General features: G+C 74.3%; 21 protein-coding genes and 1 pseudogene. 15 read left to right on the plus strand and 7 right to left on the minus strand.

Going from position 1 to position 18121, the window contains the following annotated elements; translation table 11 throughout:
• From ACFY4A_RS20045 to ACFY4A_RS20080, 8 genes and pseudogenes are all read left to right on the plus strand, one after another.
• Window positions 1-91 (plus strand): annotated as a pseudogene (locus ACFY4A_RS20045) (gas vesicle protein); the annotation flags it as partial.
• Window positions 92-95: 4 nt separating this feature from the next.
• A complete protein-coding gene (locus ACFY4A_RS20050; RefSeq protein WP_390830713.1) occupies window positions 96-371 on the plus strand; it encodes a gas vesicle protein GvpG in 276 nt (91 codons plus the stop codon).
• Entirely contained in the window at window positions 368-1075 is a 708-nt protein-coding gene (locus tag ACFY4A_RS20055) for a hypothetical protein (RefSeq protein WP_390830714.1), read from the plus strand. The genes ACFY4A_RS20050 and ACFY4A_RS20055 overlap by 4 nt, the downstream gene beginning before the upstream one ends.
• Entirely contained in the window at window positions 1072-2190 is a 1119-nt protein-coding gene (locus ACFY4A_RS20060) for an SRPBCC family protein (RefSeq protein ID WP_390830715.1), read from the plus strand. The genes ACFY4A_RS20055 and ACFY4A_RS20060 overlap by 4 nt, the downstream gene beginning before the upstream one ends.
• Window positions 2187-2573, plus strand: a complete 387-nt coding sequence (locus tag ACFY4A_RS20065) for a gas vesicle protein (protein ID WP_390830716.1) — start codon at window positions 2187-2189, stop codon at window positions 2571-2573. The genes ACFY4A_RS20060 and ACFY4A_RS20065 overlap by 4 nt, the downstream gene beginning before the upstream one ends.
• Window positions 2570-3328 (plus strand): GvpL/GvpF family gas vesicle protein, encoded by a 759-nt coding sequence (locus ACFY4A_RS20070; RefSeq protein WP_390830717.1) that lies wholly within the window; start codon window positions 2570-2572, stop codon window positions 3326-3328. Before ACFY4A_RS20065 ends, ACFY4A_RS20070 begins: the two co-directional genes overlap by 4 nt.
• Window positions 3325-3507 carry a gas vesicle protein gene (locus tag ACFY4A_RS20075; protein WP_141356740.1) on the plus strand — a complete coding sequence of 61 codons (183 nt, stop codon included), beginning with the start codon at window positions 3325-3327 and terminating at the stop codon, window positions 3505-3507. The genes ACFY4A_RS20070 and ACFY4A_RS20075 overlap by 4 nt, the downstream gene beginning before the upstream one ends.
• A 2-nt stretch (window positions 3508-3509) precedes the next feature.
• Entirely contained in the window at window positions 3510-3791 is a 282-nt protein-coding gene (locus tag ACFY4A_RS20080) for a gas vesicle protein K (protein ID WP_390830718.1), read from the plus strand.
• Window positions 3792-3840: 49 nt separating this feature from the next.
• Here ACFY4A_RS20080 and ACFY4A_RS20085 read toward each other — a convergent pair whose 3' ends face one another.
• Together ACFY4A_RS20085 and ACFY4A_RS20090 are read right to left on the minus strand one after the other, a co-directional pair.
• The gene (locus ACFY4A_RS20085; protein ID WP_390830719.1) at window positions 3841-4659 is read right to left on the minus strand and encodes a class I SAM-dependent methyltransferase; all 819 of its coding nucleotides are present in this window, start codon (window positions 4657-4659) and stop codon (window positions 3841-3843) included.
• A 125-nt stretch (window positions 4660-4784) separates the two neighbouring features.
• Window positions 4785-6278, minus strand: a complete 1494-nt coding sequence (locus ACFY4A_RS20090; protein WP_390830720.1) for a bifunctional phosphatase PAP2/diacylglycerol kinase family protein — start codon at window positions 6276-6278, stop codon at window positions 4785-4787.
• A 71-nt stretch (window positions 6279-6349) separates the two neighbouring features.
• On the opposite strand from ACFY4A_RS20090, the gene ACFY4A_RS20095 reads away from it, so the two are divergent.
• Both ACFY4A_RS20095 and ACFY4A_RS20100 read left to right on the plus strand, forming a co-directional pair.
• A complete protein-coding gene (locus ACFY4A_RS20095; protein WP_390830721.1) occupies window positions 6350-7003 on the plus strand; it encodes a histidine phosphatase family protein in 654 nt (217 codons plus the stop codon).
• Window positions 7004-7045: 42 nt separating this feature from the next.
• Window positions 7046-8665: an ABC-F family ATP-binding cassette domain-containing protein gene (locus ACFY4A_RS20100; RefSeq protein WP_390830722.1), complete on the plus strand. Its 1620-nt coding sequence runs from the start codon at window positions 7046-7048 to the stop codon at window positions 8663-8665.
• 47 nt (window positions 8666-8712) lie between these two features.
• Here the strand turns inward: ACFY4A_RS20100 and ACFY4A_RS20105 are convergent, their stop codons facing one another.
• Window positions 8713-9828: a Vms1/Ankzf1 family peptidyl-tRNA hydrolase gene (locus tag ACFY4A_RS20105; protein WP_390830723.1), complete on the minus strand. Its 1116-nt coding sequence runs from the start codon at window positions 9826-9828 to the stop codon at window positions 8713-8715.
• A gap of 87 nt (window positions 9829-9915) precedes the next feature.
• Here ACFY4A_RS20105 and ACFY4A_RS20110 point away from each other — a divergent pair, with 87 nt between their 5' ends.
• Window positions 9916-10164, plus strand: a complete 249-nt coding sequence (locus tag ACFY4A_RS20110) for a DUF6158 family protein (protein ID WP_390830724.1) — start codon at window positions 9916-9918, stop codon at window positions 10162-10164.
• Window positions 10165-10187: 23 nt separating this feature from the next.
• Here ACFY4A_RS20110 and ACFY4A_RS20115 read toward each other — a convergent pair whose 3' ends face one another.
• Together ACFY4A_RS20115 and ACFY4A_RS20120 are read right to left on the minus strand one after the other, a co-directional pair.
• Window positions 10188-10730: a type 1 glutamine amidotransferase domain-containing protein gene (locus tag ACFY4A_RS20115; protein ID WP_390830725.1), complete on the minus strand. Its 543-nt coding sequence runs from the start codon at window positions 10728-10730 to the stop codon at window positions 10188-10190.
• Between the two features lie 360 nt (window positions 10731-11090).
• On the minus strand, window positions 11091-11492 hold the full coding sequence (locus tag ACFY4A_RS20120; RefSeq protein ID WP_390830726.1) for a DUF2795 domain-containing protein: 402 nt from the start codon (window positions 11490-11492) through the stop codon (window positions 11091-11093).
• A gap of 301 nt (window positions 11493-11793) precedes the next feature.
• Between ACFY4A_RS20120 and ACFY4A_RS20125 the strand changes: the two genes are divergently transcribed.
• From ACFY4A_RS20125 to ACFY4A_RS20140, 4 genes are all read left to right on the plus strand, one after another.
• Complete coding sequence (locus ACFY4A_RS20125; protein WP_390830727.1) at window positions 11794-12588, plus strand: RNA polymerase sigma factor SigF; 795 nt, start codon at window positions 11794-11796, stop codon at window positions 12586-12588.
• A 165-nt stretch (window positions 12589-12753) separates the two neighbouring features.
• On the plus strand, window positions 12754-13947 hold the full coding sequence (locus tag ACFY4A_RS20130) for a hypothetical protein (RefSeq protein WP_390830728.1): 1194 nt from the start codon (window positions 12754-12756) through the stop codon (window positions 13945-13947).
• A gap of 233 nt (window positions 13948-14180) precedes the next feature.
• The gene (locus ACFY4A_RS20135; RefSeq protein ID WP_390830729.1) at window positions 14181-15431 is read left to right on the plus strand and encodes an aminotransferase class I/II-fold pyridoxal phosphate-dependent enzyme; all 1251 of its coding nucleotides are present in this window, start codon (window positions 14181-14183) and stop codon (window positions 15429-15431) included.
• Window positions 15428-16498: an MBL fold metallo-hydrolase gene (locus ACFY4A_RS20140; protein WP_390830730.1), complete on the plus strand. Its 1071-nt coding sequence runs from the start codon at window positions 15428-15430 to the stop codon at window positions 16496-16498. Before ACFY4A_RS20135 ends, ACFY4A_RS20140 begins: the two co-directional genes overlap by 4 nt.
• A 137-nt stretch (window positions 16499-16635) precedes the next feature.
• Here the strand turns inward: ACFY4A_RS20140 and ACFY4A_RS20145 are convergent, their stop codons facing one another.
• Window positions 16636-17277, minus strand: a complete 642-nt coding sequence (locus tag ACFY4A_RS20145; protein ID WP_390830731.1) for a DedA family protein — start codon at window positions 17275-17277, stop codon at window positions 16636-16638.
• Complete coding sequence (locus ACFY4A_RS20150) at window positions 17274-18047, minus strand: MBL fold metallo-hydrolase (RefSeq protein ID WP_390830732.1); 774 nt, start codon at window positions 18045-18047, stop codon at window positions 17274-17276. Before ACFY4A_RS20150 ends, ACFY4A_RS20145 begins: the two co-directional genes overlap by 4 nt.
• Window positions 18048-18121 lie beyond the last annotated feature (74 nt).

The following is an 18121-nucleotide window of genomic DNA, read 5'->3' on the forward strand; positions in this document are numbered from 1 at the left end:
CAACGGCCCGCTGCCGCCGTACAGCTTCGTCGAACCCGGCCCCGCCGAGCCCGCGAGCACCACGGCAGGAGCCGACGCGGGAACGGAGTGACGTCATGGGACTCGTCTCCGAGGTGCTGCTGCTGCCGTTCGCACCGGTGCGCGGAAGCGCCTGGGCGATCCGGCAGGTACTGCGCGAAGCCGAGCGCATCTACTACGACCCGGCCACGGTGCAGGCCGAACTGGCGCGGCTGGAAGAGCAGTTGGAGGCGGGCGAGATCAGCGCCGAGGAGTTCGACCGCAGGGAGGACGAGCTTCTGGACCGGCTGCAGACCGGCCCGCGCCCAGGCACGTACACAGGCGAGGGGACAGGCGAGGGGACGGCACGATGAACAAAGTGGAACTCGGCCTCGCGATAGGGGCAGGTTACCTCCTGGGACGGACGAAGAAGGCGAAACTCGCCCTCACGGTGGGCAGTCTGGTGGCCGGCAGGAAGCTGACCCCCGGTCCGGGCGGGATCGCCCAGCTGGTCAACCAGCAACTGGTGAACAACCCGCAGCTCAAGGAGATCGGGGACCAGCTGCGCGAGGACCTGAAGGGTGTGGGCAAGGCGGCTTCGGGAGCCATGGTCGAACGGCAGATGACCGCGCTCGCCGACCGGTTGCACGGGCGGACCGCGCAGGTCCGCGACGAACTGGCCGGCGTCGTGCCGCAGCCGGGAGGGGACGAGGAGACCGAGGGGGAGGACGCGTACCCGGACGAGTACGAGGACGAGTACGAGGACCGGGAGGGCCGCGAGGCCGAGGGGGAGACCCGGGGCGGGTCCGGGGACAGGGGCGGACCGGCCCGGAAGGATGCGGCCGGTAAGGCCCCCGCGAAGAAGGGGCCGGCGAAGAAGGCGCCCCCGAAGAAGGCCGCCGAGAAGGCGTCGGCGGGCGTGCCGGCCCGGAAGGAAGCGGCGAAGAAGGCCGCCGCGAAGAAGGCGGCGGCGAAGAAGACCGCGGCCGGGAGGACGGCCGCGAAGAAGACCGCCGCGGCCGGCGACGCGACCCGCGCTGCCCGCTCCCGGCGGCCGAAGGGTGGTGGTGACCGATGACCGAGGCCCTCGGATCCGCGACCTCCGCCGCCGGCGGCGCGGCGCGCGGCGCGGCGAAGGACACCCCGCTGAGCGACCTCGCCCACAGCGAGGCCGCGGACCGCCTCAAGGCCGAGGTGCAGGACTACCTCGCCGTCCAGGCCCAGCGGCTGCTGGTCGGCTTCGGGCGCAAGCTCGGCGAGACCGCCGGCCGGCTGAACGACATAGCCGAGGGCAACAGCCCGGGCTTCGCCAGGCTCGCCCTCGACGCCGGTCGCAAGATCGCCGAGGGCAAGGGCCCGCTGCGCTCGGTCCTGGAGCTGGGCGCCTCCCGCGCCAAGGACAACGTCATGGGCGCGCTGAAGAACCTCGGAGGCGGCGGGGGCAAGCGCAAGCGTGCCGGGGGCAACAAGCCCACGGTCATCATCGAGTCCGTCGATGTCGGCGTGCCGCTGCGCACCGCCTACGACCAGTGGACCCAGTTCCAGGACTTCAGCACCTTCGCCAAGGGCGTCAAGAGCGCTAACCGCGCCGACGACACCACCTCCGACTGGCAGCTGAAGGTGTTGTGGTCCAGCCGCAGCTGGAAGGCCCACACCACCGAGCAGGTGCCCGACCAGCGCATCCAGTGGACGTCGGAGGGCGCGAAGGGCACCACGAAGGGCGTCGTCTCCTTCCACCGTCTCGAGGAGAACCTCACCCGGGTCCTCCTGGTCATGGAGTACTACCCGAGCGGATTCTTCGAGAAGACCGGCAACATCTGGCGGGCCCAGGGCCGCCGTGCCCGGCTGGACCTGAAGAACTACGTCCGCTTCATCACCCTCAAGGGAGAGGCCGAGGACAGCTGGCGCGGCGAGATCCGCGACGGCGAGGTCGTCCGCAGCCACGAGGACGTGGTGGCCGAGGAGGAGGCCGGCTACGAGGACGAGGAGCAGCCGTACGAGGAGGAGGGCCCGTACGCCGAGGAGGAGAACGGCGAGTACGAGGAAGAGGAGGAAGAGGAGGAGCCCGAGGAAGAGCCCGAGGAGGAGGAAGGCGAGGAGTACGAGCCCCGGGACGAGGAAGAGCCCGAGTACGAGGACGAGGAAGAAGAGGAGCCCGAGTACGAGTACGCCGAGGGCGGGGGCCGCCGATGACGACGCCCAGCCGACTGCCCGAACCGTACGGCCCGAGCAGCGGGGCCAACCTCGCCGACATCCTCGAGCGCGTGCTCGACAAGGGCATCGTCATCGCGGGCGACATCCGCATCAACCTGCTCGACATCGAACTGCTCACCGTCAAGCTCCGGCTCGTCGTCGCCTCGGTCGACAAGGCCAAGGAGATGGGGATCGACTGGTGGGAGAGCGACCCGGCGCTCTCCTCCCGCGCCCGCCGCGACGAACTCGCCCGGGAGAACGCCGAGCTGCGCGAGCGGCTGGCACGACTGGAGGAACTCGAGTTGGAGCGTGGCCGCCCGGAGCCGGGCCGCCTGGACGGGGGGCGCGTGGACCAGGACCGCGCCCGCAAGGAGGCACCATGACCGGACTGCGTTACGTCTACGCCGTCTGCCGACCCCCCGGCGCGCCCCTCCAGGCGCAGCTGACCGGGGTGGCGGGCGCCCCGGCCAAGCAGCTCAACCACCACGGCCTGGTCGCCGTCATCAGCGAGGTGCCGGAGCGTGACTTCGGCGAGGAGCCGCTGCGCGCCCACCTGGAGGATCTCGACTGGCTCGCCGCCACCGCCCGCGCCCACCAGGGCGTCATCGACGCGCTGACCGTCGTCACCACACCGCTGCCGCTCAGGCTCGCCACCGTCTTCCGGGACGACAGCGCCGTGCGCTCGATGATCGAGGCCCGCGAGGACCACTTCCGCCGCACCCTGGACCGGCTGGAGGGGCGCGTGGAGTGGGGCGTGAAGATCTACGCCGAGACCGAACAGCCCCAGCAGGCCGCGCAGCCCGCGCCGAAGGCCGCCTCGGGCCGGGACTACCTGCGGCAGCGGCGGCAGCAGGCACGGGCGGGCGAGGACCTGTGGCAGAAGGCGGAGACCTTCGCGACCCGGCTGCACGAGCAGCTCTCCGCCTTCGCCGAGGAGTCCCGGCTGCACGCCCCGCAGAACCCCACCCTCTCCGGCGTGGCGGGGCGGAACGTGCTCAACGCCGCCTACCTGGTGCCGCGCGGCGACTCCGAGGAGTTCGTGGAACTCGTGGACCGCACGAAGGACGACGTTTTGGGGCTGCGCGTGGAACTCACCGGCCCTTGGGCGGCGTACTCCTTCGCCGGGGAGGAGGCATGACGGTCGTCGAACGCCGTGAGATCGCCCTGGTCGACCTGCTCGACCGGCTGCTGGCCGGCGGTGTCGTCATCACCGGGGACATCACACTGCGCATCGCCGACGTGGACCTCGTCCGCATCGACCTGAACGCGCTGATCAGCTCGGTGAACGCCCAAGTGCCGTCGCCCTTCGAGGAGTAGCCGTGGCCCCGCGCAAGCGTCTGGACCTGGAACCCGACACCGTCGAGCGGGACCTGATGAAACTCGTGCTCACCGTCGTGGAGCTGCTGCGCCAGCTCATGGAGCGGCAGGCGCTGCGCCGCTTCGACGCGGGGGACCTGAGCGAGGAGCAGGAGGAGCGGATCGGTCTCACGCTCATGCTCCTGGAGGACCGCATGACCGAGCTGCGCGACCGCTACGGGCTGCGGCCCGAGGACCTGAATCTGGACCTCGGACCGCTGGGGCCCCTGCTTCCCCGGGAGTGAGGCACGGCGGGCCGGGGAGGCCCCGGAAACGGGCGCCGGGAAGCGGGGATCAGGCCTCCTTGCGGCACAGGATCTCTCCGTGCAGGACGGCGAACCAGCCGTCGTGCCGCTCGCCCCACTCCCGCCACGCCGCCGACACGGCCCGCAGCCGCTCCTCGGTCGCGTGTCCGCCCGTGACGGCCCGTTCGGCGTACGCCGACGCCAGGGTGCGGTCGGCCCAGAGCCCGCTCCACCACGCGCGCTCGTCCTCGGTGGCGTAGGTCCAGGTGCCGGAGGTGGCCGTTATGTCGGTGAAGCCGGCCGCCAGCGCCCAGGACCGCAGCCGGCGTCCGGCGTCCGGCTCGCCGCCGTTGGCGCGGGCGACCCGCCGGTACAGGTCCAGCCAGTCGTCCAGCCCCGGCACCCGCGGGTACCAGGTCATCGCCGCGTAGTCCGCGTCGCGGACGGCGACGTACCCGCCCGGCTTCGTCACCCGCCGCATCTCGCGCAGCGCCTGCACGGGGTCGCCCACGTGCTGGAGCACCTGGTGGGCGTGGACGACGCAGAACGTGTCGTCGGGGTGGTCGAGGGCGTGCACGTCGGCCACCGCGAAGTCGACGTTGGTCAGGCCCCGCCCGGCGGCCGTGGCCCGGGCCTGCTCCAGGACGCCGGGCGCCCGGTCGACACCCGTGACGTGCCCCCGGGGGACCAGGGCCGCCAGATCGGCGGTGATGGTGCCGGGACCGCAGCCGATGTCGAGGATCCTCATGTGCGGCCGGATCGAGCCGAGCAGGTAGGCCGCGGAGTTGGCGGCGGTGCGCCAGGTGTGCGAACGCAGCACGGACTCGTGGTGCCCGTGCGTGTAGACGGCTGTCTCCCGCTTCGGCATGGCTGTACCCCTTCTCGTCCCCACACCCCGTGGGGCCCGCGGCCCCGGGCGGTACGGATCACGGTACGCCTCCGTGCCGGATCGTGAGACCACCGTTCCAGCATCCGGACGGCGGGGGTGGAGCGTCAGCCGCCGGGCAGCGGCCGGTACACCGCCAGCGCCTCGGGCAGCTTCTCCAGCCACAGCTCGTCCGCCACCTCCATCACCTCGCCGTCGTGGGCGAGCAGGGTGCCGGGCGCGACACCGGTCAGGCGCAGCCGGCGCACGTGGACCGCGGCGTGGGCGGGGGACCGCGTCAGCGGGCCGGCCAGCGCCGCGGACAGCAGACGCAGGGCCGGCCTGCGGCCCCCGTGCACCACCCGGACGTCCAGATTTCCGTCCGTCAGGTCGAGCCGGCGGCCCGGCGCGAGCCCCATGCGGTGATAGGTGCCGTTTCCGGCGAACAGCAGCCACAGCGGGTGGGTCCGCCCCTGGACCACCGCCCGCAGCGGATGGCGGTCGGCGCACAGCACCTTCAGCGCCGCCAGCACTCCGGCCGGCCAGCTGCCGATCCGGCCCGCCCAGCGCTCGCGCTCGCGCACCAGCTCCGGGTACACGCCGAGACTGAAGGTGTTGAGGAAGACGCCCCGCTTGCTCCCGGAGCCGAAGCGGCCCACGTCCACGCGCACGCCGTGACCGTGCTCCAGGGCCCGGCCGAGGGTCCGCGCGTCCTCCACGCCCAGGTCGTGGGCGAAGTGGTTCAGCGTGCCGCCGGGCAGCACCGCGAGCGGCAGGCCGCGGCGCAGGGCGACCTCGGCGGCCGCGTTCACGGTGCCGTCGCCGCCGCACACCCCGAGCACCCGGGCGCGGTCCGCCGCCCTCTCCAGCTCGGCCCGGACGTCTTCCGGCCCGCACTCGACGACTTCCGCTTCCGGCAGCAGGTCCCGCAGCGCACCGGCGCGGTCCGCGGTGCCGGAGGCCCGGTTGGCCACGAGCACGAGGCCCTCGCCGCCGGGCAGCGCCGGCACGTCGGCGCGGGGGCGGGCCGGCGGGCCGGTCTGGGCGCGGGTGGGCACCAGGGCCCGGACCGCATACGCGACGCCCGCGCCCAGTGCGGCACCCGCCAGCACGTCGCTCGGAAAGTGGACGCCGGTGTAGACACGCGAGAGCGCGACCGACGCGGCGACCGGGGCCACCGCGGACCCCCAGGCCGGGGACTCCAGGGCGACGCCCGTCGCGAAGGCGGCCGCGGAGGCCGCGTGCCCGGACGGGAAGGACGTGGTGATCGGCTGCCGCTTGAGCCGGCGCATGATCGGGACAGGGTCGAGGACCGGCCGGTCGCGGCGCACCGAGCGTTTGCCGAGGGTGTTGACGGTCAGGGAGGCCAGGCTCAGTGAGGCAAGACCGCGGGCAGCGGCCCGGCGGGCCCTCGGGGTGCGGCTCGCGGTGATGGCGGCCGCCGCCGCGCACCACAGCACGCCGTGGTTCGCGGCCCGGCTCAGTCTCGGCAGCACGGGCCCGGCGCCGGGCCAGCGGCGCTCGGCCGCGAACTCGAACAGCCGGCCGTCCAGGGCCGTCAGACGATTCAGGACGGAGCGGCCGCCGGTCTTCGGAACGGTGAGGTCGACGTCTGGGCTCATACCGGGACCGTTACCCTGAAGTGGCCGTTTCTTGTGTGCGCGGGGCGGCACGCCGTCGTAGGGACCCTTGCATGCGTCTGCTCCTCATCCGCCACGCCCAGACCGCCTCCAACGTGGGCCACCTGCTGGACACGCGGATCCCCGGGCCGGGCCTGACCGGGCTCGGCGAACGGCAGGCCGCCGCGCTGCCGCGGGCGCTCGCCGGCGAGGACATCGAAGCGCTCTACGCCTCCACGCTGGTCCGCACCCAGCTCACCGCCGGGCCCCTGGCCGTCACCCGCGGACTCGACCTGATCGTCCGCGACGGCATCCGCGAAGTGTCCGCCGGCGACCTGGAGACGGAGCCGGGCGACTCCGAGCGCGGACAGGTGTACATGCGTACGCTGCTCGCCTGGGCCGCCGGTGACACCCGCACGCGCATGCCCGGCGGCGAGAGCGGTACCGAGGTACTGGCCCGCTACGACGCCGTCGTCGCCGAGGCCGCCGCGGACGGCGCAGGAACCGTCGCCATGGTCAGTCACGGCGCGGCCATCCGCCTGTGGACCGCGGTCCGCGCCCGCAACCTCGACGCGGAGTTCGCCGCCACCCACCCCCTCGAGAACACCGGCGTGGTGGCCCTTCAGGGCTCGGCGGGCGCCGGATGGACGGCCCTGACGTGGGCGGACGCGGTCGTCATCCCGGCGCGGGAGAGCGGCCCGGCGGGACGGCCCGTGGACTTCGGATAAGCGTTTGCCCGGCCCGTGCGGCCGCCACCAGAATGCCTGACCATGGGACATCTGGAAGCCGCGCACCTCGAGTACTGCCTCCCCGACGGGAGGACGCTGCTCGGCGATGTGTCCTTCCGGGTGGGCGAGGGGGCCGCCGTGGCCCTCGTCGGACCCAATGGCGCGGGCAAGACCACCCTGCTCCGCCTGGTCTCCGGCGAGCTGAAACCGCACGGCGGCACCGTGACCGTCGGCGGCGGTCTCGGTGTGATGCGGCAGTTCGTGGGGTCGGTGCGGGACGAGACGACCGTGCGCGACCTGCTCGTGTCGGTCGCGCCGCCGCGGGTGAGGCAGGCCGCGCGGGCCGTCGACGCGGCCGAGCACGCCATCATGACCGCCGACGACGAGACCGCCCAGCTCCAGTACGCGCAGGCCCTCGCCGACTGGGCGGAGGCGCGCGGCTACGAGGCCGAGACGCTGTGGGACATGTGCACCACGGCCGCGCTCGGCGTGCCCTACGACAAGGCGCAGTGGCGGCAGGTGCGCACGCTGTCGGGCGGCGAGCAGAAGCGGCTGGTGCTGGAGGCGCTGCTGCGCGGCACGGACGAGGTGCTGCTGCTCGACGAGCCGGACAACTACCTCGACGTGCCCGGCAAGCGCTGGCTGGAGGAGCGTCTGAAGGAGACCCGCAAGACGGTGCTGTTCGTCTCCCACGACCGTGAACTCCTCGTCCGCGCCGCCGACCGGATCGTCTCCCTCGAACCGGGTCCGGCCGGCGCCGACGCCTGGGTGCACGGCGGCGGATTCGCCACCTACCACGAGGCCCGGCGCGAGCGGTTCGCCCGCTTCGAGGAGCTGCGCAGGCGCTGGGACGAGAAGCACGCGCAGCTCAAGAGGCTGGTGCGCGACCTCCAGCAGTACGCGGCGCGCAGCGATGTGATGGCCTCCCGCTACCAGGCCGCCCAGACCCGGCTGCGCAAGTTCGAGGAGGCCGGTCCGCCGCCGGAGCCACCGCGTGAGCAGGACATCCGGATGCGCCTGAAGGGCGGCCGCACCGGCGTCCGGGCCGTCACCTGCCAGGGCCTGGAGCTGACCGGCCTGATGCAGCCCTTCGACCTGGAGGTCTTCTACGGCGAACGCGTCGCGGTGCTCGGCTCCAACGGCTCCGGCAAGTCGCACTTCCTGCGGTTGCTGGCCGGCGAGGACGTGGCGCACACCGGCGCGTGGAAGCTCGGGGCCCGGGTGGTCCCCGGGCACTTCGCCCAGACCCACGCACATCCCGAGCTCATGGGCCGCACCCTGCTGGACATCCTGTGGAAGGAGCACTCCCAGGACCGCGGCGCCGCCATGTCCCGGCTGCGCCGCTATGAACTGACCGGCCAGGCCGAACAGACCTTCGACCGGCTCTCCGGCGGGCAGCAGGCCCGGTTCCAGATCCTGCTGCTGGAGCTGGCGGGCGCCACCGCCCTGCTCCTGGACGAGCCGACCGACAACCTCGACCTGGAGTCCGCCGAGGCCCTCCAGGAAGGCCTGGAGGCCTTCGAGGGCACGGTCCTCGCGGTCACCCACGACCGCTGGTTCGCCCGCTCCTTCGACCGGTACCTGGTCTTCGGCAGCGACGGCCGGGTCCGCGAGACCCCGGAGCCCGTGTGGGACGAACGGCGGGTGCGGCGGGCGCGGTAACGCCCGCCCGCATACGCGGTAACGCCCGCCCGCCTCCGCGGCGCCGCTCACCTCCAGCGCAGGACGGCGCCCAGGCCGCCCGTCGGCACGTCCTCGCCGGCGGGCGCCGCCGGGTCCAGCGAAAGGGCCGTGGCGTCCTGGCAGACCGCCGAGCGCAGCAGGGCGTCGTCGGCCCGGGCCGGCCAGGAGCGCCGCTCACCGAGGGTCTTCAGCTCCGTACGCCGCACGGCCAGCTGGTCGGCGTCCTCGCCGATCCACACCTCGCGGTGGGCGTCGGCGCCGTCCGGGCGGATGAGCAGTTCCTCCAGACGGTGCTCGCGGGCCGCCTCGACCAGCGCGGACACCCCCTCGACGGCCCCGGACCGGCCCTCGCCGTCCGGCGTCCGGGCCGCCCGGAACCGGTCCAGCTCGGCCTCGACACGCTGATGCACGTGCTCGGCGCGGATCCGCTCCACGTCCTCGTCCAGCAGCCGGCTGCCGGTGCCGTGGACGGCCTCCGCCACGCGGTCGTGCAGCCGTTTCGGCAGCCGCTCGCGCACCTCACGCCGCTCCCGTTCCTCCCCGACCAGGATCAGCAGGTCGGCATCCGTCTCCTCCTGGCAGACGCTGAGCGCGTCGGCGATCTCCGCCGCGTTGTGCTCCCAGGTGTTCTCCACCTTCAGCTGGAAGTGCCGTTCCGACCAGTCCGCGCCGGCCGTCCGGTGGATGGGCCACTCCAACCCCACCACCGTCCCCGCGTCCTCCCGGCCCAGCGAGCTGCGCAGCTCGAAGTCCGCACCCCTGCGGTCGACGTACGAGACGATCGCGACCGGATCCTCACCCGCCAGGTCCAGCAGCGGCGCCACGCGCGGCAGCGGTGCCCACACCGCCCGGCTGCCGCCCTGCGGCGGACGGGCCAGCAGCGGGTCGAGCACGACCGTCCCGCTCCGCGCGAACAGCACCCGCCCGTGCGGCTCGGGGACGTGGCGAAGCTCCTCCACGGCCTCCTCCACCGCCCGGCAGGTGGCCTCGTCCGCGCCTTGCCGCGCCAGCTCGCGCCCCATGGCACGGGCCGTCAGCTCCAGCTGGTGGGCCGTGTCCTCCGCGTGCCGCGAGGTGTCGACGTACACGGAGGCCCAGGGGCCCGGCTGTTCGTACAGTGGATGCAGAAAGGCGAGATCCATGGCTCCCTCCCGGAGACCGTTCGGTGGCGCCGCACGCCGGGCGGGTACCCGGACCGCAGGTACGAACACGACGAACGGGGCACCACCATGACCGGAGTCGACCCGGGACGGCTGGACGACCAGCAGCTGATGAAGGAGCTGGAGACGATCCACCGCACGCGCCACGACACGCTGCTGTACGGCTCGAACGACGCGCTGCGCGCCCACAACGAGCGCATGGCGCAGCTCGAGGGCGAGTATCTGCGCCGCAACCCGCGCCGCACGGTCGCCGCCGCCCGCACCCGCGAGGGGGCCCGGGAACGCGGATGCGGGGAGTCGGCGACTCCCCGCACCTGAAGAACGTCCAGGGTGCCGGCGGCTCAGTCCGCCTTCCCGGTGAGGACGTCGAGGAACGCCTCGCAGAACGCCTTCAGATCGTCCGGCTTACGGCTGGTGATCAGCTTGTTCGGGCCGTGGTCGCAGATCTTCACCTGCTCGTCCACCCAGATGCCGCCCGCGTTGCGGATGTCCGTCCGCAGACTCGGCCACGAGGTCAGCACCCGGCCGCGTACCACATCCGCCTCGACCAGCGTCCACGGCGCGTGGCAGATCGCGGCCACCGGACGCCCCTGCTCGAAGAACGCCCCCACGAACGCCACCGCCTTCTCGTCCATCCGCAGGAAGTCCGGGTTGGCCACACCGCCCGGCAGGACCAGCGCGTCGAAGGAGTCCGGGGAGGCCTCGCCGACGACCGCGTCCACCGGGAACGTGTCGGCCTTGTCCAAGTGGTCGAAGGCCTGGATCTTCCCGGGCTTCGTCGAGACGAGCACGGTCTCGTGACCGGCGTCCTTCGCCGCCTTCCACGGCTCGGTGAGCTCGACCTGTTCCACGCCCTCGGGCGCGGTCAGAAATGCAATGCGCATGATGCCTCAACGTCCTTTCGTCGCCTGCGGACGGGCCCTTCCGTCCCCGCGCGCCTCTCTCTTCGCCCCGGCCGCCGTACGGCGGCCTCACCCGCGTCCCGTCCGCACCGATCCGGCCATCACGCCGGGCACCGCCCCCGTCCCGGCGGGAGCGCCACGGCCGTGCCGTGAGAGGCCGCCCGCGGCGCCCCCGGGCGCGGGCCTGGGGCCTCTCGGTCGGATCATGCCGGGCTCGGGGACCCTGGGCCGCGCCTCGCCGCGTTGTCGTCCGGCAGGGCTCCGCCCTGCCGGCCTCCTCCGCCCTGCGACGCACGGCACCAGACCCCGCTCCCTGATCCGGCCTGATCCGAACGAAAGACCCTAGGCGCGGTCCTCCCGTCCGGGCCGCTCGGTGTGCGTCAGCTCCCGGGCCAGCTCCTGCACATTGGCGTAGCGCGCCTTGTGCGGCAGTCGCTGGAGCGCCTCGATCAGCGCGTCGGGCGCGTTCTTGCGCCGCAGCTCCCGGGTCAGTTCGCCCGGACCCGCGGGAAAGGCACTGCGCCCCAGGATCCGGGCCAGCTCCAGGCGGACGGTCTCCAGGGACGCCCGGGAGCCGCCCGGTGCCACCGGTCCGCCCCACACCTCCGGGTCGTCCTCGGCGGTCGGCTCCGGGTCGTGCCACTCCTCGCTCCGCGTGGGATGGCCGGACCTGAGCAGCCCCTGCAACTCGTGCTTCATCTCGTCGTCACGGTGGACACTCAGCCGGTCACTGCCTCGCTGCATGTCTCCCTCCAGATCGTCGGGGGTGGCCACCGCGTACCCGTGCCGGGAGAGCCGACACCGGTTTTCCGGGACGGGATGACACACCCGAGAGCGGCTTGCGCCTGCCCCGCCGCGGCGGGGTGCTCGGGCGGGGTGTTTGGGCGTCCGGGACCGGGGGCAGGCGCGGAGCCAGTGCTTCGGACCGGAGGCACGTCCGTGGGAGCGGCGCGGCGCGCCGTCACGCGCGGCCGTCCGGTTCACGCGCCCGCGTTCCCACGGTGCCCGTCCACCCGAAAGGACCGCGAGGGAGCTGCGACGCACCATGCCAACGCGAACGAGCGCCAGGCACCACCCCCACGACGACGCCCCCGACACCGCGGAAGCCTTCCGCCGGCTCGCCGCACTTCCCCCGGGGCGGCGGCGGACCGAGGCCCGCGACGAGATTGTGGAAGCCTGGCTGCCGATGGCCGAACGGCTCGCCGCCCGGTTCCGCAACCGGGGCGAGAGCTCCGAGGACCTGCGCCAGGTCGCCGCGCTCGGCCTGGTCAAGGCGGTCGACCGCTACGACCCCGAGCGCGGCCACGCCTTCGAGAGCTACGCCGTACCCACCATCACCGGTGAGATCAAACGGCACTTCCGCGACCACATGTGGACGGTGCACGTGCCGCGCCGGGTGCAGGAGCTGCGCAACCGGGTCCGCTTCGCCTCCCAGGACCTCTCCCGGACGATCTCCGGCCGCGGTCCCACCGTCGCCGAGATCGCCGAGCACGCCGACCTCGGCGAGGAGGAGGTGCGGATCGGGCTGGAGGCGCTGGAGAGCTTCACCGCCCTGTCGCTCGACGCGCAGCTGCCCGGCAGCGAGGACGGCTACGCCCTCGGCGACTGCCTGGGCTCGCCCGACCCGGCCCTGGACACCGTGGTGGATCGCGAGTCCGTCAAGCCGCGGCTGGCGGCGCTGCCCGAACGGGAGCGGGCCATCCTGTACATGCGGTTCTTCGGAGACATGACGCAGAGCCGGATCGCCGATCAGCTGGGCATCTCGCAGATGCACGTGTCCCGGCTGATCAGCCGGTGCTGCGACCGGCTGCGGGAGCAGGTGATGCGGGAGGACGCGTAGGCGCGGACCCGCCGTGCGGGGCGGGCCGCCGGCGTCACCCGATAGGTCGTTGGTGTGCCGCAAATGGGGCCCGGCCGCGCGCGACCCGCGACGCCGGCGGCTGTGATGGCAGCGAAGGGCACGAACCCGTGCCATCAGATGCCGTCGGTCCAAGGAGCCCCGCTCATGCGCCGTACCGTCCTCCGCGCCCTGCCCGTCGCCGTCCTGGCCGGAGTCATAGCGGGCGGCACCGCGTCGGCCGCCCTCGCGAGCCCGGTCGCGCAGGCCCGCTCGCACGCCAGTCCCTCCGCCCTGCGGCACGCCGCGTACACCACCCACGCCCTTCGGATCGGCGAGGGCGCCGTCGTCACCGTCGTGTGCGAGCCGGCCGCCCGCGCCGCCCCGCGCGGCACGGACGAGGCCTGCGCGGCGGCATCCGGATCCGGCGCGGGCAGGCGCGGTGTGGTGTCCGTGGCCCCGTCCGACGCTGCCCGCGCCAGGCCGTCCGGGGGCGCCCTCCGCGACGCGGCGGCCGTGGCGCCGACCCAGACCCCGGCCGACGCGCCGCAGGACCCGATCCTGCAGGACACGCTCGCCAACGACCCGTTCCGCCCCGAGTCCGGGCTGTCGTTGCCTCGGGACCCGGCTTCGGGTCCGTCCGGGCTGTCGTTGCCTCGGGACCCGGCTTCGGGTCCGTCCGGGCTGTCGTTGCCTCGGGACCCGGCTTCGGGTCCGTCCGGGCTGTCGTTGCCTCGGGACCCGGCTTCGGGTCCGCCCGGGCAGTCGTTGCCCCGCGACCCGGCCCCCGGCCAGACCTCGCGGAATCCGGCCCGTGAGACGGTCCGCGACGTCCCCACCTACGACCCTTCACGCATCCAGGTCGCGCCGGACCTCAACGCCCCCTACGACCCCTTCCGTTCGCAGGACTCAATCCGACCCCAGGTCCCGCCGGACCCCAACGCCCCCTATGACCCCTTCCGTTCGCAGGACTCAATCCGACCCCAGGTCCCGCCGGACCCCAACGCCTCCTACGACCCCTTCCGCCCACAGGACTCACGGGACCCCTCGCGGGACCCCTCTCGAGGTCCCGCTCCCGGCGGCCCGTCCCGCGACGACGGCTCGTGGGACCCCTCCCGCGGTCAGTCCGCCCCGGGCCGCGACCCGGCCACGGGTCACGACCCCACGGGCCACGACCCCACGGGCCACGGCCCCGCGGGTCAGGACCCCTCCCGCGACGCGATGCAGCACGGTGTGCAGGCCGGTACGGGCGGCTCGTTCACCGCCTCCCTGCCGGCCCTGGTCGGCGGCGGCGCGCTGATCGCGGCGGCGCTGGTCGCGGCGGCCCACCGGGCGTGGCGGCGGGGGAGGGCCGACGGCTGACCGGGCCGCCGGACGCCGTGGAGGGACGCGGGCCGGTGTGACCTTCCCGACCCGGCCGGGTGGCCTTGGGACGGCGCCACCCGGGGTACACGGAGCCCCGAAGGCACGGCCCGCGCCGTGCGGACGGATCCGCCCCCGGCACCGGGCGACGGGCCGGCGCACCCGGTCCGGACCGGCCGGCGGAGGCACGACTCGGCGGCACACACGGCATCAGGGACTTCGCGGAGGTACCCATGCGGCGGACGGACCCGGAAGGCCACGGCCCCGTCCGCTACGGTCCGTCGGCCCTCCCCGACGACGGACTGCCGGTGCTGCCGGAGGTGTCCGCCGCGCTCGCCGGGGCCGCGAACCGGACGCGGCGCAGACCGATCGGCGGCGGCACGGAACTGCTGGACGCCGCCGGCGGGTACTGGCTGCGGCGCGGGCTGTCCACCCGGCCCGGCCGGGTGGCGGCCGCACCCGGCGCGCCCGCCCTGCTGCTCGCGCTGACCGCCGCGCTCGGCGGCGACGTCCTGGTGCCCCGGCCCTGCGCGGCCTGGTGGGCGCCGTACGCACGCCTGCTGGGCAGCCCCGCCTTCCATGTGGCGACGCCGGCCGAGTGCGGCGGCGTCCCCGACCCGTACGCCCTGCTGGAGACCGTCCGCAGAGTCCGCGCCGAGGGCGGCGACCCCCGGCTGCTCGTGCTGTCCGTCGCCGACGACCCCACCGCCACCGTGGCACCGCCGGAGGTGCTGCACGAGACCGTCGAGGCCGCCGCGGCCGAGGGACTGCACCTGGTCAGCGACGAGACCTGGCGCGACACCGTGCACGCACCGCACGAGACGGTGCTGCTCAGCCCCGCCGAGATGCTGCCCGACCGGGTCACCGTCGTCACCGACCTCGCCGGCGCGTTCCTGCCCGCCGGCTGGCCCGCCGCGATCGCCCGCTTCCCCGCCGGCGCCACCGGCGAGGCACTGCACGCGCGCGTGCTCGACATCCTCACCGCGCTGGACGCCCGTATCCCCGAACCGGTCGCCGCCGCGGCCGCCTACGTCCTCGACGAACCCGGGCCGGTCACCGCGCGCCTGGCGGCCTCGGTACGTCTGCACGCCCGCGTGGCGCGTGCCGTCCACGCGGCCGTGGTCGCCGCCGGCGCGTTCGCCCGGCCGCCGCAGTCCGGCCGCCACCTGTACGCCGACCTCGGCCCGCTGCGCTCCGCGCTCGACGCCCACGCGGTGGGCGACGCACAGGAGTTGGAGGACTACCTCACCACCCGCCTGGATCTGCCCGTGCCCGGCGGCCACCGCTTCGGAGACGACCTCGGCGCGCTGCGCGTGCGGCTGTCCACCGCGGAACTCCTCGGCCGCACCGACGAGGAACGCGCGGAATGCCTCCTGTCACCCGAGCCGTTGGAACTGCCACACGTGCAACGGGCGTTGCTCTCCTTGAGGTCGGTACTCGACGATCTCCGCGACGACGCTCAGCGATGGGAGCCTCCTCGATGACGCAGCAGTCCGAGTCGACCACGTCCACGAGCACCACTCCTCAGGAGACCGACGATCCCGCGGCCGCGTCCCTCCTGACCACCCAGCCCGCCCCGTTCCCGCCGCTGGCCGAACCCCGGCCGCTGGGGGAGCGGCGGGTGTGGCCGCGCGCCTTCCACGACCGTCTCACCGCCCCGCTGCCCGGCCTGAAGGCCTTCGCCCGGTTCGCCCGCGAGGGCGCCCTGCGGCCGGACAAGGAGGCCCTCGCCGACATCCCGCTGCTGCCGTACCGGCCCGCTCCGCTGCCCCGCGTGGACACCCGTACCGTCGCCGTCACCTGGGCGGGGCACGCCAGTTGGGTGGTCCGGATCGGCGGGCTGTCCGTGCTGACCGACCCGGTGTGGTCCCGGCGCATCATCGGCACCCCGGCCCGGGTCACGCCCGTCGGAGTGGCCTGGGAGGCGCTGCCGCCCGTCGACGCGGTCGTCATCAGCCACAACCACTACGACCACCTGGACGCGCCCACGCTGCGCCGACTCCCGCGCGACACCCCGGTGTTCGTGCCGGCCGGACTCGGCCGCTGGTTCCAGCGCCGCCGGTTCACCCGCGTCACCGAACTGGACTGGTGGGAGGCGGCCGAACTGTCCGGCGTCCGCCTCGACTTCGTCCCGGCCCACCACTGGTCCAAGCGCACCCTCACCGACACCTGCCGCAGCCTGTGGGGCGGCTGGGTGCTCACCGACCCCGACGGGCAGCGCGTGTACTTCGCCGGCGACACGGGCTACGGCCACTGGTTCTCCCGCATCGGCCGCCGCTACCCCGGCATCGACCTCGCCCTGCTCCCCATCGGCGCCTACGACCCACGCTGGTGGCTCAGCGACGTCCACTGCGACCCGGAGGAAGCCGTCCAGGCCGCCCGGGACCTGGGCGCCCGGCACATGGCCCCCATGCACTGGGGCACCTTCGTCCTCTCCGCCGAACCCCTCCTGGAGCCCCTGACCCGGGTCCGCAGAGCCTGGCGGGAGGCCGGCCTCCCCCGGGAACGGCTGTGGGACCTGCCGGTGGGCGCCTCCCGGGTCCTGGAGTAGCGGCGGGCCGGCCGGGCGGGGGCCGTCCGGAGTGGTGCCGCGGCCCGCGCCCGTACCGGACCGGCGGCAGCGGCCGGTCCTCGGCGCGCGCCCACCGGCCGGTCGACGCCCCCGTGCGCCCGGAGCCCCGGCCGCGGTCAGTGCGAGCGGTGGACCGGGATCAGCCGGCGCAGGCGGCGCCAGACGATGGGGGCGGCGCCCAGCAGGACGGTCAGCGCGATCGCGGTGACCACGCCCTCCCAGGGCTCCTTGAACAGGGAGCCGCCGAGGATGCCGATCAGCTGGTACGTCACCGCCCAGGCCAGGCACGCGGGGAGGTTGCCGCGGGAGAAGCGGCGCAGCGGCCACTTCGCCAGCAGGCAGGCCAGCATCACCGGTATGCGGCCCGCCGGGACGAGGCGCGACAGGACCAGCACCGCGACCCCGTGCTCGGTCAGCTTCCGCTGCGCCTGCGCGAGCCGGTCCTCCGGGGCGCGCGTGCGGATCGCCTCCAGCCAGCGCGATCCGTTCCTCGACCCCAGCCCGCGCCGCCCCAGCCAGTACAGCGTCGCGTCCCCGAGGAACGCGGCCAGCGACGCCGTCACGAACACCAGCGCCAGAGAGAACGGCGCCGTCTGGTGCAGGGCCACCACCGCCGCCGAACTGACCAGCGCGCCCGTCGGCACCACGGGCACCAGCGCCCCGATCAGCACCAGCAGGAACAGCGAGGGATACCCCAGCGCCTGCTGGGTGGACTCCGGTGGCACCACCGAGGTCACGGCGGCGGCGATCCGTATCACCGGGCGCCCTCCAGGCGCACGCTCTCCCCGTGCCCGAGCCGGTGCACCGCGACCCCCGGCGCACGCTCGGCGGCCAGGCGCGCGAACTCGTCGCCCGGCGCATGGAACTCATGGGGGCGCACGGCGTCCATCCCGATCGGCCAGTACGTGCCGTAGTGCACCGGCACCGCGCTGCCCGGCGCCAGCCGGGCGAGCGCCTGCGCCGCCCGTCCCGCGTCCAGATGCCCCGCGCCGAGGTACGGCCCCCAGCCGCCCACCGGCAGCAGCGCCGCGTCGACCGGCCCGACCTCCTCGGCCATCGTCTCGAACAGCCCGGTGTCCCCGGCGAAGTACGTCCGCGCCTCGCCCTCGACGACGTAGCCGAGCGCGGGCGAGCGGTGCCGCCCGACCGGCAGCCGCCGCCCGTCGTGCCGGGCCGGCACCGCCCGTACGACGACGCCGCCGACGTCGACCCGGTCCCCGGGCGTCACCTCGGTGATCCGCAGCTGGTCGAGCCGGCGCAGCCCCGCGACCGCCCGGAGTGCGCCCCGGGGCACCAGCAGGCGCGTGCCCGGCTCCAGCCGGGCCAGCGAGGGTACGTGCAGATGGTCGGCGTGCAGGTGGGAGACCAGGGCCACGTCCGCGTGCCAGGCGGTGGGCGGCGGGGGCGCGCCGCGACGGCGCCGCAGGTGCGCGAGCCGGCGGGCGAACAGGGGATCGGTCAGCACGCGGACGTCCGAATCCTCGACCGTGCAGGTGGCATGACCCCACCAGGTGATCTCCACCGGCACTCCTTTCCCTCCTTCGTGCGACTCCCCCTGAGCCTACGGGCAGGAGTAGGGTCGGCGGCGGAAACCCGGAGGTG

The organism is Streptomyces sp. NPDC001292 (genome assembly GCF_042896465.1).
Taxonomy (GTDB): Bacteria; Actinomycetota; Actinomycetes; order Streptomycetales; family Streptomycetaceae; genus Streptomyces.

Coding starts and splice junctions, on each gene's coding strand:
- ACFY4A_RS20050 (WP_390830713.1), top strand. CDS start 96: ATGGGACTCGTCTCCGAGGTGCTGCTGCTGCCGTTCGCACCGGTGCGC.
- ACFY4A_RS20055 (WP_390830714.1), top strand. CDS start 368: ATGAACAAAGTGGAACTCGGCCTCGCGATAGGGGCAGGTTACCTCCTG.
- ACFY4A_RS20060 (WP_390830715.1), top strand. CDS start 1,072: ATGACCGAGGCCCTCGGATCCGCGACCTCCGCCGCCGGCGGCGCGGCG.
- ACFY4A_RS20065 (WP_390830716.1), top strand. CDS start 2,187: ATGACGACGCCCAGCCGACTGCCCGAACCGTACGGCCCGAGCAGCGGG.
- ACFY4A_RS20070 (WP_390830717.1), top strand. CDS start 2,570: ATGACCGGACTGCGTTACGTCTACGCCGTCTGCCGACCCCCCGGCGCG.
- ACFY4A_RS20075 (WP_141356740.1), top strand. CDS start 3,325: ATGACGGTCGTCGAACGCCGTGAGATCGCCCTGGTCGACCTGCTCGAC.
- ACFY4A_RS20085 (WP_390830719.1), bottom strand. CDS start 4,659: ATGCCGAAGCGGGAGACAGCCGTCTACACGCACGGGCACCACGAGTCC.
- ACFY4A_RS20090 (WP_390830720.1), bottom strand. CDS start 6,278: ATGAGCCCAGACGTCGACCTCACCGTTCCGAAGACCGGCGGCCGCTCC.
- ACFY4A_RS20095 (WP_390830721.1), top strand. CDS start 6,350: ATGCGTCTGCTCCTCATCCGCCACGCCCAGACCGCCTCCAACGTGGGC.
- ACFY4A_RS20100 (WP_390830722.1), top strand. CDS start 7,046: ATGGGACATCTGGAAGCCGCGCACCTCGAGTACTGCCTCCCCGACGGG.
- ACFY4A_RS20105 (WP_390830723.1), bottom strand. CDS start 9,828: ATGGATCTCGCCTTTCTGCATCCACTGTACGAACAGCCGGGCCCCTGG.
- ACFY4A_RS20110 (WP_390830724.1), top strand. CDS start 9,916: ATGACCGGAGTCGACCCGGGACGGCTGGACGACCAGCAGCTGATGAAG.
- ACFY4A_RS20115 (WP_390830725.1), bottom strand. CDS start 10,730: ATGCGCATTGCATTTCTGACCGCGCCCGAGGGCGTGGAACAGGTCGAG.
- ACFY4A_RS20120 (WP_390830726.1), bottom strand. CDS start 11,492: ATGCAGCGAGGCAGTGACCGGCTGAGTGTCCACCGTGACGACGAGATG.
- ACFY4A_RS20125 (WP_390830727.1), top strand. CDS start 11,794: ATGCCAACGCGAACGAGCGCCAGGCACCACCCCCACGACGACGCCCCC.
- ACFY4A_RS20130 (WP_390830728.1), top strand. CDS start 12,754: ATGCGCCGTACCGTCCTCCGCGCCCTGCCCGTCGCCGTCCTGGCCGGA.
- ACFY4A_RS20135 (WP_390830729.1), top strand. CDS start 14,181: ATGCGGCGGACGGACCCGGAAGGCCACGGCCCCGTCCGCTACGGTCCG.
- ACFY4A_RS20140 (WP_390830730.1), top strand. CDS start 15,428: ATGACGCAGCAGTCCGAGTCGACCACGTCCACGAGCACCACTCCTCAG.